Here is a 17,885-nt window from a genome sequence, read left to right on the forward strand (position 1 = left end):
TTATACTGCACTTCCGTGCTCATACGACTGACTGAATATCAACGCCTGCGCGTTTTTTATGCCAATCGGGATACCTGTTATTCCGGTTCGAAGCCCAGCATGAAGGTGAACTTAGCCGCATCTTTCAGACCATTTCCGGACTGCAGACGGTCGAAACCGATACCGTAGTCAAATCCAAGCAGACCAAACATCGGCAGGTAGAAACGCATACCGAGACCTGCTGAACGGCGCAATCTGAACGGATTGTAGTCTCTTACATCACGATAACCGTTTGCTGCTTCCAGGAACGCCAGACCGAAGATGGTAGAACTTGGGTTCAGACTGAACGGATAACGTAACTCCATTACATATTTGTTGAACACCGTGAAACCTTCGTAACCTGTTGGTTGTCCGGTTTCTGAGTTCATTCTCGGATCGGAAGTATAGTACACCGGATAACCTCTCTGAGAGATGATATCACGGTCATAGATAGCGAAGTTACTCAGACCATCACCACCCAGTTCAAAACGACCAAATGGAGACAATGTTGTGCGGTTGTTGTAGCGGCCGATGTAACCAAATTTAGCAGCTACTTTCATTACGAACACCTTGTTATCAGAACCTTTAGGTCTGCTCAATGGTACATACCATTCCGCATTGAAACGATATTTCTGGTATTCGATCAGGTTAAACTGATCCTGAATAGACTCCAGTTTGTAGTCCCTGTTCGGATTAAATAAGGAGTAAGGAGGTGTGAACTGTCCGGACAACATGAAGTTGGAACCACTGCTCGGATAGATCTGCTGGTTAACAGATGAACGGGCGAGTGTCAGTTTCACGTTGACGTTATTGGAAGTACCGCTGGAGAAACCTGGAATATTGAAATAGTTATAGTTCTTCAGTTTATACTGCTGATAGTTCAGGGAGTAGATCAGTGTGAAGAAGTCATCCGGCCATTTCAGCTGTTTACCCAATGATACGGAACCACCCAATACCTTGAAATAAGCATTGTTGGACAGGGTGCTACCATATATATAAGCGGAATAAGCGTTCGGGTTCTGGTAGCTGCTATAGAAGCTGACAGAGAACTGGTTGCGCTTTTTACCACCTAACCATGGCTCGGTGAATGAGAAGTTATAAGAACGATATGCTTTACCGTTGGATGATACACGCACAGATAATTTCTGGCCATCACCACTTGGTAAAGGATCCCATGTTTCTTTTCTTAAGATGTTACGCAGGGAGAAGTTGTTGAAGGTCACACCCAAAGTACCGGTCAGACCGATGTAACCACCCCAGCCGGCAGATAATTCCAGCTGGTCATTCGCTTTCTCTTCTACGGTATAGTTGATATCTACGGTACCATCCTGAATATTCGGGATGGGGTCCATACCGATTTTCTCAGGGTTGAAGAAACCAAGGTTTGCAATCTCACGGTTAGAACGGATCAGGTCAGTACGGCTGAATTTCTCACCGGGCAGGGTACGTAATTCACGACGGATTACGTGCTCGTTGGTTTTTTCGTTACCGGCAATACGTACTTCTTTGATTGTTGCCTGCGGACCTTCAGAGATACGGATCTCATAATCAATGGTATCGCCATGGATGGCTACTTCTACAGGGTCAGCACGGAAGAACAGATAACCGAAGTCCATGTACATACCACCGATGTCACCACCTTCAGAAGACAATAAACGTTTCTGGAGCAGTTCCTGATTGTAGGTATCCCCTTTTCTGATGCCGAGTACGCGGGTCAGCAGGGAGTCATTATAACGGCTGTTACCTTTCCATGTGATGTTACCGAAGTAATATTTCTTACCCTCGCTGATCTGCATTGCTACGTTCACGCCACCGTTATGGGCACGGTAAGTAGTATCTCTCACCAGTACGGCGTCACGATAACCCTGTGTATTATAATAAGCGATTACTTTCTCTTTGTCTTCTGCGTACTTGTTCTCATTGAACTTGGCAGAAGAAAATAATTTGAAGCGGAAATATGGATCCAGTTCTTCCATTGTGCGGGAAGGGTACAGGAAACCAAAGGTTTTCCAGTAGTTTTCCTGCAGTTCGGTTGAATCTTCATATACTTTCTCAATATCCGGATACAGTGTGAAGCGGGTACGTTCTTTTGTACCTTTCATTTTCTTCTTCACTCTTGTATCGTCTATATTATCGTTACCAACGATCTGGATATCATTCACTTTTGCTTTACCACCTTTTACAACGGTAATTACCAGATCGGAAGCATTTACCTGAGAGGTATCTACTCTTTCGTTGATGTTAACGACAGCATTTCGGAAGCCCTTATCACCGTAGTGTTTGGAGATAATGCCGATTGCATTTTGTTTCATGCTCTCGGTAACTACGGATCCTTTACGCAGACCGGCTTTTTTAATCAGTTCTTCTGTTTCAGACTTTTTAACACCTCTGAAAACGAAGTTATTCAGACGGGGACGTTCCTGGAGTTCAATTTCCAACCATATCTTACCGTCTTCTATTTTGGTTACATAAATAGCAACGTTGGCAAACAAACGCTGACCCCAGAGACTCTGGATGGCCTTTGCGAACTGGTCACCGCCGGGATAAACCACTTTATCACCGACATTGAGGCCTGACAGGGAAATCAGCAGAGATTTATCAAGGTATTGCGTCCCTACAATGGTAATGTCAGCAATTTCGTAAGGCTGTGCCTGTAACGGACCTGATAAATTCAATCCCGCCGCTTGCTGGTCAGGTGTTGGAACCGGCGTAACACTGGTGTCCCTGATCTGGGCGGACACACGGATGCCGGCACTGCAACATAATACTATGGCCAGTAGGCTCTTAGGAAATAATTTCTTCATTCTGCTGTATTTGTTCGCTTGTTTTGCCAAAGCGCCTTTCTCTGTTCTGAAAATTGAGGATGGCTTCGTAAAGGTGTTCTTTGCGGAAATCCGGCCAACGCGTGTCGGTAAAATATAACTCCGCATAGGCCAACTGGTATAGTAGAAAGTTACTGATCCTGCATTCTCCGCTCGTTCTGATCATCAGTTCGGGGTCTGGCAGTGTAGCAGTACAAAGATATTTCTGCCACATCTCAGGGGTTACTGCCTCTGGTGCGAGCTTACCATCTTTTACATCCTGGGCGATATTTTTCGCGGCATTCACGATCTCCCAGCGGGCACTGTAACTGAGGGCCATTACCAGATTAAGTCCGGTATTCTGGCTGGTGATGGACATAGCCTCCTCCATTTCATTCTTACAGTTACCCGGCAGCATGTTCATGTCTCCAATCACATGTAGCCTGATATTATTTTTCATGAGGGTAGCTACCTCATTGCGGATGGTATTTACGAGTAATTCCATGATACCGTTTACCTCGTAAACGGGGCGGTCCCAGTTTTCTGTCGAAAAAGCATACAAGGTAAGATACCCGATACCTAATTCAGCACAGGCCTCGGTAATATTGCGAACACTTTCGACGCCCTCATGGTGTCCGAAAAGTCTGTCCTGGCCACGCTCTTTAGCCCAACGGCCATTTCCATCCATAATGATGGCAATATGTCGTGGTAACCGTTGCAAGTCTAATTTATCCTTCAAACTCATGAGTATCTCCGGCGGATTATAATATCGATACAGATTTTTAGTAAAGTTTGCAAAGATACAAAAATAGAATTATGCCTTTCCCGGCAAAGGGGGGACTGGGGTTTTAACGTAGTTTTAACAGCGAAATCCTTTACTGATCGCTGTTTTGCGCCAAAAAACGGTAATGAAAATTTAACAAAATAGGCCAATTGGCATTATTGAACTGCCAATAGCCTGACCATGACTGCGAAATCAGAATTTACATCTGTAAGAGGTGAATAAAATGCTGATTGTGAGCTCCGCAGTGACAAACTGGTCCTTGTCCCGGCTATTACCCCGCTGACGTCCGGCAACCCCGATACGGTCACCTGTCGCATAGGAACGATCCTGTAAAAGGTAGGCGGTGGTGTTATGTCCCTGAGCATCAGGCGGAAATACGCCCGTACCTGCATAAGTAGTACTCACGTCATCCAGATAATCGGTATTTGTAAACCGGTACAGTACTTCCAGACCAAGGTTCACCTTGCGGGAAATATTGTACTTGAAGCCTCCTCCCAGCAAAAATGCCAGGGAAGTCAGACTGTAAGGCTTCCGCTCCGGATACATGGCGCTACCCTGACCTTCTGTACGCAAAGGCTGCAGACGGTATTTGATCCCGTTCAGATAAGCATAAGGGTTGAAGTAGAAGATAGAGGCTCCGCCCGTGAAATAAGGCGAAAAGCGGTAGTATTGAGAACCCGGTTCAAACCGGAAAAAGTTAAAGTCACCCTGTACCCCCAGCTCAAATACATCCGTATTGAAGCTGAGATTACGTCTGTGCTGAAAGTCATTTTTGTTGTAAATATCGGAATAGCCCAGCTGCATAAAACGGCCATGTACACGCAGACCGATATAGTCATTCATGTATTTGCGGTAATAAATACCTATAGCCGGCTTGGCTGCATTCAATGCTCCCTTGGTATTGAGATCACCAAAGTAGTGAGCTGCGCCTACTGAAAGACCCAGTTCTCCGGTATATGACAGCTCGTTTTGAGCAAAAGCGGGCGTCAGGAACAGGGATATTACTGCTACGAGGCCGGACTTTAAGAAACACTTGAAGAAAAAGTAAGGTTTACCCATAGATCGGTACTGCTTAACGCGACGATAATTCCTAAAACGCGATTATCCCTGCTTTTGGTATTAAATAAATCAAACAAATGTAATGAAAAATGTTAATGTGCTTATTTGCAATTCCCTGTACAGATATAATTATTTTAATCTATTTCTCGTGTCTATTCCCCACAACAACTTATTCCGCAATGTATGCAGAAAATTGCTATCATCCAGTCTCAAAAGACTGATCTTAAAATCTTCTTTTTTGATAGCCAGCTGAACCGTATTATCAATTATTTCCATCCGTGAGTCCAGCGTACATAAAAACTGATCGCTGCGTCCTTCTACTTCGAATGATATTACATGATTGTCCGGTACAATGACAGGTCTCACATTCAGATTGTGCGGCGCTACCGGGGTGATGACAAAACTGCCTGCATCCGGAAATACGACTGGTCCGCCACAACTCAGAGAATACCCTGTAGAGCCTGTAGGCGTTGCCACGATCAATCCATCCGACCAATAGGTATTCAGAAACTCACCATTCAGGTAAGTATGGATCTTGATCATTGCGGAGGTATCTTTCTTGTGAATGGTAAAGTCATTCAGCGCGTATGGTACATCTCCGAACAATCCTATATTGGAATCCAGATGCAGTAAGGCACGTCTGTCTACCACATAGGTGCGTTCTTTTAATGCCTGCACAGCGGCATTAATGGCTTCTTTACCGATACTGGCCAGAAAACCCAGCCGGCCGAAGTTGATACCTAACACCGGTACATTTGTATCCCTGACATAACAAACGGTATCCAGCAGTGTCCCATCTCCTCCGAGGCTGACGAGGATATCTGCTTTGCCGTGCAGGTCGTCTGCACAACAGAATGTGTCAGGCGTTTTACTGAAGCGGATATACGGCGCCAATGATTCGCAGAAAGGTTGGTAAATAACAGTCTCCATTTCCTCCCGCGCCAGCTCATCCAATAATAACTGGATAATGGGCAGGTCTTCTTTTACAAATCCCCGGCTGTAAATAGCAATATGCATAATCTGATCTTAGTTGAACCATGGGATACAGCAAAACATCCTTTACCATGGTCAGGCGTAAAAATAGCCTTTTTTAACCTGCCAGTGCCAAATAAAAAATGGTGTGACGTACCCGGCCTGATTTCGCTGTTTCGGCAGTACAGCTGATGCATGATTTACGGCATGCTGTAAGAAGTGGTTTTAACGCAGGTGAATATACGCTCGTCTCCTTCCTTTACTACTGCTCAGTAAAAGCGAAACGCATAACGGAGGGTCCGCTATGCGTTTCGCTTTTACTGAGCATGGTAGTACAATTACATGCTGATGTAGTTCATCAGCAGATCATAGTTTTTCTTCAGCAGGTCTTCTTCCTGCTCTTCAGTAATGGTATACTTAATGATGTAATTAAATCTTTCGAAAGTAGCGACCAGACCATGCAGTTCCTGACGGTTAGTCTTCAGCAGTACTTCGAGGCGACCGGAAGGAAAGGTGATTGTATTCACGCTGAGCAGTGTCACATCGTTGGACTCCGCAATACGTGCTATTTCACTCAGGCTATAATCGCGCGGATCGATGTCCAGTGCCAGTATACCGCCATGTTCCTTCACACCGTTGTATTGTGCGAGTGCTGTCAGTAAACTGTCTTTGGTGAGTACGCCAATATATTCTTTTTCATGGCTGATAACGGGCAGCACTGCGAGTTTCATTTCATGAAAAAGGCGGACTGCTTCAAAGAAGTGTGCATTTTCAGCAACGGCGGGTTTAGGGCCATTATATTCCATGTTTTCCAGAGCAATTTCCGGATCTTCCAGGTCCAGTATATCATCTTCTTCTACCAGTGCCAGATACTTATTCTCCAACACGAGTGGCAACTGCGTCAGATGATATTCATTCATCAGTCGCAGGGCTCTCGAACCTGGATCCAGTGGATGCAGAATTGGGACGACGGTTGATATGAGATCTCTTGCCAGCATTGTGTTTGAGCTATTATGATACAATAATAAGAAAAGAATCGCGAACGCCGTCCTTACAGGAAAGATTTGTGATAAACGGACATGCTCTCACTTATATACGAAACGCCGGGTCAGAATGGTTTGTTACATGAGAGACAGGGAATCTTTGCAGAAAAACAAGAGGCTGTCTACCATCCGGTAAACAGCCTCTTTAATGATGTTATTCGCAAGAAGGTTTGTAGTTTGTTGTTTTACTGGTTTTTCAGCTTCTCAAGAAACGGATGCAGGATCTTGTTGAATTCATCCGGGCGCTCCATCATGGGGGCGTGACCGCATTTATCAATAAAGTGCAGTTCTGAGTTAGGAATGAGTTTTTTGAACTCTTCGCCCACCATTGGAGGTGTTACGGTATCGTTCAGGCCCCATACCAGCAGTGTAGGTATTTTGATATCACGCAATTCTTCGCCCAGGTTATGGCGGATCGCGGATTTTGCCAGGGTAATGATCTTGATTACTTTCAGACGGTTGGTCGTAATATCGAATACTTCATCTACCAGTTCTTTGGTAGCCATTGCCGGATCATAGAAAGTCAGTTCCGTTTTCTTACGGATATATTCGTAGTCACCGCGTTTAGGATACGTTTCTCCCATACCATTTTCAAACAGTCCGGAGCTACCGGTCAGTGTCAATGATTTTGTATGCGCTTCCGGATGTTTCAGCAGGTATACCAGTCCTACGTGACCACCCAGAGAGTTACCGAGGAGATGCACATTGGTGTATCCCATGGTTTCTATGAACTTGTGCACGTATTTCGCCAGTCCTGATACGGAAGTGTCCAGAATATTCAGATCAAACAGAGGCAAAATCGGTACTACTACTTTATTGTAGTGCCGGAAGTAATCAATCAGACCGCCAAAGTTGCTCATTGCACCGAACAAACCGTGCAATAATACTAAAGGCTCCCCCTCTCCTTCCTCAATGAATTTAAACTTTCCCTGTGTTTTTATTTCGTAAACCATTGCCAAAGCTTGAAAGTCAATTTTGCGCTAAAATAATTCTTTTTATTAATTCAAATAATCTTTGAAGCGAGCTAAGTAGCTTGTATTTCCTTCGCCGCGTTGTCAAAAAATGACTGAAGATTTTCGAACATATCCCTGAAGATGGGAACAATTTTACCCCATGCATTCATCACTACCGGACCAAGAGGCTCTATGTAGGGGTATACTACAGATTGCATCTTTATTTCCGGGCTTAACCAATATAATTGATTGGCGATCCATAATAGGATGCTATAAACAGTGATAAAGATAGCACTATATAATATAATTCCACCTAATTTGTTTAACCAACCCATCATTGCGGCCTCTACCATGGTCTGAATAAGTGTGGCTCCAAACCTCACCAGAAATACGACGCCAACAAAGAGTGCGATGAAGCACAGTACGGGTAGCCATTTTGTGTGGATATTCCAGTGTTCCTGGGCGTAGAGGGCCGTCACAGTGGTTAATTTCAACGCGGCTGCCAGTCCCAGGGTTACCGCAATAAAGGAGAAAACGGCTACGATCAGCCCACGGCTATAACCCTTATAAATGGCTAATACCATCAGGATAGCAAAAACTATGTCAATGCCCATGATTTCAATAGGATAAAGAAGGGAAAAAACAGAACCGGCTTTGCTTATCCGTTTACGATCTGCCTGAGCCGGTCCTGTTGCTGCAATTATTTGGCTAACAACTCTTTCACCATTGTGGAAATAGCTTTACCATCGGCCTTACCGGCCAGTTGTTTGGAAGCTACACCCATCACCTTACCCATATCGGCAGGTGAACTGGCGCCTGTTGTTGCGATGATCTCAGTAATAACGGCTTTCAATTCAGCCTCATCCATCTGCTTAGGCAGATATCTTTCGATCACAACCAGCTCTTCTTCTTCTTTCACTGCCAGGTCTTCACGGTTCTGCTGACGGAAGATCTCCAGAGAGTCTTTCCGCTGCTTCGCCAGTTTCTGCAAGAGTTTAGTCTCGTCAGCCTCTGTCAGTTCTGCTCCACCACCTTCTGCTGTTTTGGCCAGCAATACAGCAGCTTTGATAGCGCGGAGTGCACGCAATTCAGCTTCGCTTTTTGCCAGCATCGCTGCTTTGATAGCAGCATTGATATTTAATTCTAATGACATATGTGGTTGTTTTAAGGTTATGGCTTATTGTTGTTCCAGCTTCTGCTTCTCTTCAAATTTCTTAAAGAAGTCTTTTGCAAAAGCACGGAGGTCATCCGCCTGATCCTTGTATGGAGTTGCACGCTGGTAGGTATCAGCCATGGTCATCATGGTCTGATAAAAGAAATCTGCCATTTCATCCACCATCATTTGTTTAGTCCATAAATCTATACGCAGAGCGGTTTTATCACCACCATCCCAGAAAGCGACCATCATTGCTTTGGCCTCCTGGAAACGGTCCGCTTCAGAGCTGTCTGTTGCTCTCCATTCTATCTTCTCAGGTACCCGGTCATTATCCAGTCCCACCTGAATCTGTATGGTAGATGTCTTTCCCATGATATTTGTTCCCAAATTTTAAGAACCGCAAATTTAGGTATTAATTGCCTAATCTGTTATCAGCACGTCCGGGGCTGTCGCCCAGTCAGCTTTTTTAATATTTCCCAGTAAGCGGCTTCGCAGTTGTTCGTCTTTGTATAGCAGGCACATCTTATCAGCCAGATCTTCCAGACTTTCCGGATCAGCAAACAAAACCGCCTCTCCGCCTGCTTCTCTTGCGGCAGCGCCATTCAGCGCAATTACCGGTACTTCGCTTTGCATAGCCGCATAGACCGGCATCGCCACCCCTTCAAAACGGGGCGGATATACCAGAGCATAAGCGCCTGCTATGAGCTTTGCCAGTTCTGCCTGATCTACCTCAGGCAGCAGTATCACATCATTCCTGTATTTGTAGGAGGCCAACGCTTCTGTGATCTCATTGCCTGCGGTCGTTTGTCTTCCTATTAACAATAATTTCATATTGGAATGCAGGCGACGCTTCAGAGCTGAAAATGCTTTCAGCAGAGGCATGAGGTTGTTTCTCGGATGCACGCTGCCTACTACGGCAAAGTATTCCACACGACCGGCATAAGTCTCTTTCACTTCCTCTCTCGCCTCCCATTCCAGAGGATGATAACTTGCATCAACCGCCGGTTTCAGCACTTTAAGCTTCGCGGCGGCCTCGGGTGCATACTGTAATACATCCTTTTCAAGGGTATCGGACAGCACGATCACTTTTTTTGCCTGCCTGATATATTTAATCAGGTTTTTCTGCAGAAAACGCTGTTCCGCAGCCGGTATCCCTACTGCGCCATGCAAAAAGCCCATATCGCTGATCAACAGCTGAGCTGGTATTTTACTTCTTAACGGCAATTGCCCATCCAATCCGAGGAACAGATCCAGTTGTTGCTTTTTCATGGCACGGACCAGCTTCCACTCCAGCCATATGTAACGACGCCAGACCTGTGTCCCGCTGAGGGGTATCACAATAGTCGTCACATTACCCGGCCATTGTATGGCAACTGATGGGGTCTGATCAAAGAAGAGGATAAACTGGTGTTCCGGATGGTGGTTACATAGTCCCAACAATAAATCCCTGGCTATATTACCCGTGTCAGCAGGCGTATCCCGCAGTACACAGGAAGCATTCACTCCTATACGCATAAATTTGGCTGCTTATTCTGCAGGTGCAAAACTAGAAAGAAATAAAGACTACGAAGGTATAAATACCCGCTATGGCAGTTAAAATAGTATTAAAAAGCTGGTATTCGAGGGTATTGCTTTCATAACGCTTATTCGTCGCTAACTCGTCACTAATTCGTCGCTTGTTCGTCCAATACCTAAAATAAAAGCCGGACCCTTATTGGTAGCGGATCCGGCTTTTATCTGATATTTTTATCTGATACTATATTAACATTATTCTTCTGACTTATTGGTAATCCAGAAGGTCTTTACCACCACATTCTTGTCGTTACCTTCGGAGGTGATAGTAATGGTTACTTTCACCGTACGGATGGGCTGCAGTCCTATCAGCGTTACATTGATAACACTGTCTTTAGAAGGCGCCACCGGATTCTGTGGGAATACAATTCCACCCGGATCAGTAATAACGTCTACTTTCACGTTAACACCTTTTTCAGGCATTTTTGAAGAGACTTTTACCTGAAAAGTGTAACTCTCGCCGGGAGCAGCGGTATACTGACCTTCTGCTACGTTTTCCAACGACACCTTCAGGCCTTCTTCTTCAGGTTTAGGTTCAATGGCTCCTTTTTTGCCGCAGGATGTAAATGTCAGCCCGAGGAAAGCCAGTACAATAAAGAGATATGATTTCAAAGGCATAGTAAAAAATTATGGATAAAGTAAAATTAACTGTTTTTATAATGCGATCCAAGTGTTCACTGTCTCACATCCATTGCATCGCGCAACCCGTTTCCTAACAGATTAAACGCCAATACCATGATCATAATCGCCAATCCCGGAATTAATGCAAGCATGGGGTTATGGGTAATGATAAAGTTATAATTCTCTTTGATCATCAGGCCCCAGGAAGGCTGTGGTGGTTGCACCCCCACTCCGAGGAAACTCAGGCCGGCTTCTATCACAATAGCGGTGGCGAAGTTACCGGCTGCCACGACCATTACAGGCCCCAGAATATTAGGTAGTATATGCCGCACTATCGTACGTGTGTGTCCATAACCAAGGGCTTTTGTGGCTTCTATGAAAGGCAGTTCCCGCAGAGCTAATACCTGTCCCCTGATAATTCTGGCCACATTTACCCACATGGTCAGTCCGACTGCTATAAATACCTGCCAGAACCCCTTACCCAAAGCCAGTGTAATAGCGAACACCAACAACAGAGTAGGCACAGACCATATTACATTTACTCCCCACATGACCACATCATCTGTTACACCACGGAAATAACCGGCTATGGCACCCAGCAGTATACCGATGGTCAGAGAGATGATCACAGCAATACAGCCCACACTCAGACTGACTCTCGTTCCCACCAGCAGCCGGCTTAGAATATCCCTGCCAAATTTATCGGTTCCCAGCCGGTAGGTACGTTCCTGTATATGATGTGCCCTGATCGCTTCCTGCCATTCCTTTACATGTTCTCCCACGGGTATTTCTTTTGCAAATAATACCTTGCTGAGACTATATTTTTCCACGGCAGTTTCTTCTTCGTCCAGATATCGGTTCACCACAAGGGAATCGCCCTGAAAATGCCATTCCCGGATGGGAATATAGCTAAGTGTATCCGGCTGTCCGTTCATCATGCGGGAAAAGAAGTTGACACCTGTTGATTCCCGGTCCTGTTTCAAAGCCAGCAGGCGCAGGTGAAAACCGGGCTTTTGTCCGCCGGCTTCCAGTAACATCCTGTTTGCATACGGCGTACCATCAGGCGCAATGACATACGCCAGTATACTCACAATGATGGCCAGTATGATCAACAGCATTCCTGCCACAGCGCCTTTATTGCGCCGCAGCCGTTTCCAGGCCTGACGGCCGAAAGAAGTATTGCTGTTATTGAGAGACATGCTGTTATTTAACTTTTCTGCCTTTCCACTGATAAGAACCGAACTTACCCAACCAACCTGCTACTACAATGTAAGGAATATGAAATAACTGTCCGGGTATAAACCGCGACAATAGTGAAGTTTTGTCGAAGAAACGGGCTACCGGTATCAGGAAATAAAATTCCACCAGTACTTTATAAATGAGCAGTCCCAGCATCCACAGGCGTAATCCCGGTATAAACAAGGCCGCGATGCCTGCCAGCAGGATACCCACATTCCAGAAATATACCAGTGCCAGCACCCATATCAGTCGTTTGTCATCATACTTATCTGCTTTGGAAGACCAACGGATACGCTGGTTCATAAACGCTTTAAAGGTATCTACCGGCAGTGTACGCACGATGGCGTCTTCTGTTTTCATGTATAACACGCCCTCGGGATATGCGCGATATATCTTAAACATCAGCAGCATATCATCTCCTGAAGCGATATTATCAATCCCTTTGAATCCGCCTACCTCATAAAAAACCTTGCGCTCGTATGCGAGGTTAGCGCCATTACACATGGTACCTGATTTCAAAGCAGCCAGGGCACCTGTTATGCCCTGCATGGTCATAAAGTCGAGTGATTGCAATGCTTTGAAGAAGTTATCTTCTTTATGGAAACTCACAGGAGCTGCGATAAATTTAGGCTGATAGGTTTCATAAAACTGCACCATCCGCATGATCCACTCCGGTCCCATTTCACAGTCCGCATCCGTTGTCATAATGATATCGCCGGTGGCACGTTCCACAGCCATTTCAATGGCTTTTTCTTATAGGAATTGAGTCGCTGTTCTGCACTCAGGTGCTGACTCAATTGTAACAGGCGTACATTGGATGCCGGGAAGTTGCGTACTGCGTCTGCGGTTCCATCCGTAGAAAAATCATCAATCACAATCACCTCAAACAGTTCTGCCGGGTAGGTCTGGGCCTTCAATGCCTGCAACAGAGGGGGCAGATTATCTTCTTCATCTCTTGCGGGAATGATCACAGTTACTTTTGTGCGGCCGCTTATCGGGTTAACGGGCTTAAAAGATTGCAGCCTTTTCCAGCCTTCTCCATAACGAAACATCAGATAACCATAAATAATACCTAACAGAGACAAGATCGATAGAATAATGTACATAAACTGCTTCATTAGGCTGCGGCTTTGTGTAACCTGCAGCGGATGGTATGTTGTTGTTGATTGATTAAAAACTATATGCCCGGATCACTTCTGCAGCATCTTCACAGATCAGCTGGTGTCCTTTTTCCAGCACCTGCATTTCGCAGGGAAATGTGCCGTCCATAAAACGGACACCTAATACGGGAGGAATAACGCGGTCATATTTCCCGAAGAGCAGTAATGAGCTGATACGGTATTTTTTCAGCTGCTGCTTACACAATTCCCTGTCAGGCATCATCTGGCCCATACAAGTCCACACAAAATACACCCTCTCCCGCTTATCCAGCGTATTCATACTGTTGAAAGTGAATTTATGCAGGCCTTTACTGATGAAACGCAAGAACCGCCAGGTATGTAACAAACCGAAAAATAGCTGCGGATGGTAGGTACAGTATTTAAACAGCTTGTTTCCTATACGGGTCTGTGTGGCAAACATATGCCAACGGTTGTCTTTTAGTCCGTCGGGCGCCAGCAGATAAAGCCGGTCAATCCTTTCTGCCAGTAATTGCACAACGCAGAGGGATACCCGTCCTCCCATACTATATCCCATTAATGAAAAGGTCTTAAAGCGATAATGTTGCAGAATGAGTAATATTACTGCTTTCAGATCTTCCATAGAAAATGGCCGTTCTTCCTTCCATTCCGTTTTTCCATGCAGTGGCAGGTCCAGTGACACAATGGTAAAATATCCTCCCAATGAATAGTGTAAACGGCTGAAAGTCTCCGCATTCTCTCCGAAACCATGTAAACATATCAGCAATTCCTCTCCTGTTCCATCACTAATGGTATGAAAACGGCTTTTCAGATATGGCAGGAAAAAGGACGACATGTTACAAATGTATCAACTTTTGCCGTTTGCACTAAAACAAGTAAATTACAATAGGACCAAAAAAAATTCAGGATGGACGCTACAGTTGATAACAAACACGCCCTGAAAGGCGTGGAATTCCTCGTTAAAGAAACCCCTGCCAATGAAGTCTTTACCCCGGAAGATTTCTCTGAAGAGCAACGCATGATCAGAGAAATGGCAGAGCAGTTTGTAACCAAAGAAGTTTCTCCCGTACTGGACCGTATTGATAAACTGGAAGAAGGCCTGATGCCTTCCCTGCTGGATAAAGCGGGTGAACTGGGCCTGTTGGGCGCAGCATTTCCGGAAGAATACGGCGGACTCGGGAAAGACTTTGTCACAGCTACCCTGATCAATGAAGCCCTTGGCGCCGGCCATTCCTTCTCCGTAGCAATGGCAGCACACACGGGTATCGGTTCTCTTCCTATCCTGTACTTTGGTACAGAAGCCCAGAAACAGAAATACATTCCTTTCCTTGGCAGCGGACAAATGAAAGGCGCCTATGCGCTGACAGAACCTAACTCAGGTTCAGATGCGCTCAGCGCCAAAACAACGGCGAAACTGTCTGAAGATGGAAAATTCTATATACTGAACGGTCAGAAATGCTGGATCACCAATTCCGGCTTTGCAGATGTGTTCACCGTATTTGCAAAGATCGACGGGGAACAGTTCACTGCATTCATCGTAGATAAAGATACTCCCGGCTTTACGTTGGGAGCAGAAGAACATAAAATGGGTATCAAAGGATCTTCCACCCGGCAGATCTATTTTCAGGATGCGCAGGTACCGGTAGAAAATGTACTCGGAGAGATCGGTAAAGGTCACCTGATTGCATTCAATATCCTGAATATTGGCCGTCTGAAACTCTGTGCTGCTGCTGTCGGCGCCGCTAAAAACGTCACCAGCATTACCGTACAGTATGCCAATACGCGCGAGCAGTTCAAACAGCCTATTGCCAATTTCGGCGCTATCAAACATAAACTGGGCGAAATGGTGATCCGGAACTGGGTATGCGAATCTGCCCTGTACCGCACCGCACAACTTATTGACGATAAAGAAAAAGAACTCATCGCTTCGGGCAAGCCATTCGCAGAAGCCCTGCTGGGTGCTGCAGAAGAATATGCCGTGGAATGTGCCATCCTGAAAGTGGCCGGTTCCGAAGCACTGGATTTCTCCGTGGATGAAGGCGTACAGATCCACGGGGGCAACGGTTTCAGCGATGAATACGTTATTTCCAAGGCATACCGCGACAGCCGTATTAACCGCATATTCGAAGGTACCAACGAGATCAATCGTCTGCTGGCACTGGATATGACCTTAAAACGCGCTTTAAAAGGTCGTCTCGATCTCATGAACCCAGCCATGAATGTCATGAAAGAACTCATGAGCATTCCTGATTTCGGTAATGATGACGAAACACCTTTTGCTGCTGAAAAGAAAGTGGTATCCAACTTCAAAAAAGCGATCCTGCTGGTAGCAGGTGGCGCCGTACAGAAACTCATGCAGGATATCCAGAACGAACAGGAAATACTCATGAACATTGCTGATATGGCGATTGAAACCTTCGCTGCTGAAAGTGCGCTGCTCCGTCTCCTGAAACGTGTAGAACTGGAAGGAGAAGCCGCAAATGCCTTACAGGCAGACATCGTTCGCACTTATATTAATGACGCGGCTGACCGTATCAACAAATACGGAAAGGATGCGGTTAATTCATTCGGCAGCGGTGATGAACAACGTATGATGCTGCTTGGTATCAAACGCTTCACTAAAACGGCTCCTTTCAACACAAGGGATGCACGCAGACGTATAGCCGATAAATTAATCGCAGAAAATAAATACGCCTGGTAAGCTGACCATCGCAATTTTTCAATATTTTCGAGTGCCATCCGTAAGAGCGGGTGGCATTTTTTTTGTTTACTTTGTCGCGGGACTATGAGGAGATTCGCATTACTACTACTGTTACAAACAGCATATACAGGTCTGCAATTACATGCACAGGCGTTCCTGAAAATGGCACAGCCACTCAGGACAGAAATTAATACCGGCAGCTCAAAGCAATACTGGTCAGGACGTACCTGTACAGGCTGTAAGGTACTACTCAACAATGATAGCATTTATGTATACCCCAATGGCGTCTTCGCTATCAAACGCGAAGCAAGGCCGGGAAGAAATACCTATGTACTCTCTTCTACAGACAGCAGCGGTAAATTCGTTTCCCGCACGTATAACATCTATTTTACAACACTTCCACCAGTAAGGGTAACCCCCTCCTTCCGGATTGATAACGTTACGATCTCTCCGAAGACCAATACCACGCTTTCAGCAGGCGACACCTTACGGGTGCGCATGAAAGGATATCCCGATGGTCAGGCCAGCTGGTTCAACGGCTCCCCCATCGCGGAATTACCGGCAGCGCAATCAGGCGGTATTCCCGGCATTTACACCGGCTATCATGTCGTGACAGAAGCTGATTCTATGCTGGACGGAAAGATCAATGTATCATTAAAATATAAAGGACACCTATCTGCGTAATACCGACTGTATGCCCGCACCATCGATGATCAGTGCTATCTGACGGTGACTCCTGTGACCGCCTCGGCCCTGAAAAGATGGGATATCTGGATAGAAATGTCCTGTTACATATTTCCGGCAGGGAAGGCAGCCATTACCGGGTAAGGTTGAGTCAATACCAATATGCCTACATTCCTGAAGGACTGGTAGACACTATGACATTGACAGAATCTGTACCACAAAGCATTGTCAACGAAGCCGGTATGGAGTGATAAACAGTATGATTATATCTCCGTCGGGCTGGCAGACAAGCTCCCCTATCTCTCCACACAGGAAGTTAATCCGGGAAAAGTGGTTGTAGATATACATGGTGCCGTTTCAGAACCGGGCTTTCTTCCCTCTTCTGATGGTACCGGAGAGATCAGTCGTATAGACTGGAAACAAATCAGTCCGGAAGTATTCCGGATCGCTATTTCCCTGCGCATAAACAGCCGTGGGGATATAAGATCTTTTACGCGGATAGTAACCGTCTGACTATCCGTATCAAACACCAGCCTGCCAATCTCCAGTTAAAGAATCTGACAATAGGACTCGACGCAGGCCATGGTGGAGGAAATATTGGTACTGCCGGCGCTATGGGTATTGCCGAAAAACAGCTGGCTCTGAACATGACGCTGCTGGTAAAAGCAGCACTGGAAAAAGAAGGCGCCAAGGTTATTACCACGCGTATGAGCGATGTATTTGTTGACAATCAGGCGAGATTATACAACTATCGTCAACTGGCACCAGACCTCCTGCTGAGTATCCACATGAACTCTTCTATCAATCCGGTAGATGTAAAAGGAACGGCTAATTACTATAAATATCCATTCTGCGAACCACTGAACCGATTCCTTCATAATCGCCTGCTGGAAACGGGGTTGGCGGATTTTAAGAATAATGCTAACTTCAATTTCATTCTTAACATGCCTACAGAAATGCCCTCGGCATTGATAGAGACCCTGTTCCTGAGTTACCCGGAGGATGAGATCCGTATACTTGACGAAAACTTCCGGTTGGTATTGACAGAAAAGATTGTACAGGGACTGAAGGATTTTCTGCAGGATGCAGGTAAATAACCCATAAAATTGTACGCCTATGTTTTCATTCAGCAGCTTATTGATC

At 45.6% G+C, this 17,885-nt stretch carries 20 protein-coding genes; 5 read left to right on the forward strand and 15 right to left on the reverse strand.

The annotated features are described in order from the left end of the window. Window positions 1-77 precede the first annotated feature (77 nt). The 15 genes from FEF09_RS17250 to FEF09_RS17320 form a co-directional block, all read right to left on the reverse strand. Window positions 78-2,822 (reverse strand): outer membrane protein assembly factor, encoded by a 2,745-nt coding sequence (locus tag FEF09_RS17250; protein ID WP_146306270.1) that lies wholly within the window; start codon window positions 2,820-2,822, stop codon window positions 78-80. Beyond that, a complete protein-coding gene (locus FEF09_RS17255) occupies window positions 2,803-3,564 on the reverse strand; it encodes an isoprenyl transferase (protein ID WP_012788725.1) in 762 nt (253 codons plus the stop codon). Before FEF09_RS17255 ends, FEF09_RS17250 begins: the two co-directional genes overlap by 20 nt. A 231-nt stretch (window positions 3,565-3,795) precedes the next feature. Further along, complete coding sequence (locus tag FEF09_RS17260; protein ID WP_146306271.1) at window positions 3,796-4,662, reverse strand: DUF6089 family protein; 867 nt, start codon at window positions 4,660-4,662, stop codon at window positions 3,796-3,798. Between the two features lie 129 nt (window positions 4,663-4,791). Next, complete coding sequence (locus FEF09_RS17265) at window positions 4,792-5,679, reverse strand: NAD kinase (protein ID WP_146306272.1); 888 nt, start codon at window positions 5,677-5,679, stop codon at window positions 4,792-4,794. Window positions 5,680-5,972: 293 nt separating this feature from the next. Next, complete coding sequence (locus FEF09_RS17270) at window positions 5,973-6,632, reverse strand: CBS domain-containing protein (RefSeq protein WP_089811010.1); 660 nt, start codon at window positions 6,630-6,632, stop codon at window positions 5,973-5,975. 230 nt (window positions 6,633-6,862) lie between these two features. Further along, window positions 6,863-7,630, reverse strand: coding sequence for an alpha/beta fold hydrolase (locus FEF09_RS17275; RefSeq protein ID WP_012788721.1), 768 nt, complete (start codon window positions 7,628-7,630; stop codon window positions 6,863-6,865). A 71-nt stretch (window positions 7,631-7,701) separates the two neighbouring features. Further along, entirely contained in the window at window positions 7,702-8,244 is a 543-nt protein-coding gene (locus tag FEF09_RS17280; RefSeq protein WP_146306273.1) for a CvpA family protein, read from the reverse strand. An 86-nt stretch (window positions 8,245-8,330) separates the two neighbouring features. After that, complete coding sequence (locus FEF09_RS17285; protein WP_146306274.1) at window positions 8,331-8,783, reverse strand: GatB/YqeY domain-containing protein; 453 nt, start codon at window positions 8,781-8,783, stop codon at window positions 8,331-8,333. A gap of 24 nt (window positions 8,784-8,807) precedes the next feature. Beyond that, window positions 8,808-9,158, reverse strand: coding sequence for a gliding motility protein GldC (gldC, locus tag FEF09_RS17290; protein ID WP_012788718.1), 351 nt, complete (start codon window positions 9,156-9,158; stop codon window positions 8,808-8,810). Between the two features lie 48 nt (window positions 9,159-9,206). After that, window positions 9,207-10,301 carry a glycosyltransferase gene (locus tag FEF09_RS17295; protein ID WP_146306275.1) on the reverse strand — a complete coding sequence of 365 codons (1,095 nt, stop codon included), beginning with the start codon at window positions 10,299-10,301 and terminating at the stop codon, window positions 9,207-9,209. 252 nt (window positions 10,302-10,553) lie between these two features. Further along, window positions 10,554-10,976, reverse strand: a complete 423-nt coding sequence (locus FEF09_RS17300) for a hypothetical protein (RefSeq protein ID WP_146306276.1) — start codon at window positions 10,974-10,976, stop codon at window positions 10,554-10,556. 56 nt (window positions 10,977-11,032) lie between these two features. Beyond that, a complete protein-coding gene (locus FEF09_RS17305; RefSeq protein ID WP_146306277.1) occupies window positions 11,033-12,178 on the reverse strand; it encodes an ABC transporter permease in 1,146 nt (381 codons plus the stop codon). A 4-nt stretch (window positions 12,179-12,182) separates the two neighbouring features. Then, window positions 12,183-12,956: a glycosyltransferase family 2 protein gene (locus FEF09_RS17310; RefSeq protein ID WP_146306278.1), complete on the reverse strand. Its 774-nt coding sequence runs from the start codon at window positions 12,954-12,956 to the stop codon at window positions 12,183-12,185. Further along, on the reverse strand, window positions 12,920-13,324 hold the full coding sequence (locus tag FEF09_RS17315) for a glycosyltransferase (RefSeq protein ID WP_186774390.1): 405 nt from the start codon (window positions 13,322-13,324) through the stop codon (window positions 12,920-12,922). The genes FEF09_RS17310 and FEF09_RS17315 overlap by 37 nt, the downstream gene beginning before the upstream one ends. 64 nt (window positions 13,325-13,388) lie before the next feature. After that, window positions 13,389-14,192, reverse strand: a complete 804-nt coding sequence (locus FEF09_RS17320) for an alpha/beta fold hydrolase (RefSeq protein WP_146306280.1) — start codon at window positions 14,190-14,192, stop codon at window positions 13,389-13,391. A 72-nt stretch (window positions 14,193-14,264) separates the two neighbouring features. Here FEF09_RS17320 and FEF09_RS17325 point away from each other — a divergent pair, with 72 nt between their 5' ends. The 5 genes from FEF09_RS17325 to FEF09_RS17345 all read left to right on the forward strand — a co-directional run bounded on the left by FEF09_RS17325 (window position 14,265) and on the right by FEF09_RS17345 (window position 17,839). After that, the gene (locus FEF09_RS17325; RefSeq protein ID WP_146306281.1) at window positions 14,265-16,058 is read left to right on the forward strand and encodes an acyl-CoA dehydrogenase family protein; all 1,794 of its coding nucleotides are present in this window, start codon (window positions 14,265-14,267) and stop codon (window positions 16,056-16,058) included. Window positions 16,059-16,142: 84 nt separating this feature from the next. Continuing rightward, window positions 16,143-16,742 (forward strand): hypothetical protein, encoded by a 600-nt coding sequence (locus FEF09_RS17330; RefSeq protein WP_146306282.1) that lies wholly within the window; start codon window positions 16,143-16,145, stop codon window positions 16,740-16,742. Window positions 16,743-16,774: 32 nt separating this feature from the next. After that, the gene (locus FEF09_RS17335; RefSeq protein WP_146306283.1) at window positions 16,775-16,993 is read left to right on the forward strand and encodes a hypothetical protein; all 219 of its coding nucleotides are present in this window, start codon (window positions 16,775-16,777) and stop codon (window positions 16,991-16,993) included. Continuing rightward, window positions 16,968-17,255, forward strand: a complete 288-nt coding sequence (locus FEF09_RS17340) for an AMIN domain-containing protein (RefSeq protein WP_146306284.1) — start codon at window positions 16,968-16,970, stop codon at window positions 17,253-17,255. The genes FEF09_RS17335 and FEF09_RS17340 overlap by 26 nt, the downstream gene beginning before the upstream one ends. A 50-nt stretch (window positions 17,256-17,305) precedes the next feature. Then, window positions 17,306-17,839 (forward strand): N-acetylmuramoyl-L-alanine amidase, encoded by a 534-nt coding sequence (locus tag FEF09_RS17345; protein WP_261387565.1) that lies wholly within the window; start codon window positions 17,306-17,308, stop codon window positions 17,837-17,839. Window positions 17,840-17,885: the final 46 nt, after the last annotated feature.

This window comes from Chitinophaga pinensis, from assembly GCF_007896845.1.
GTDB classification, from domain to species: Bacteria; Bacteroidota; Bacteroidia; order Chitinophagales; family Chitinophagaceae; genus Chitinophaga; species Chitinophaga pinensis_C.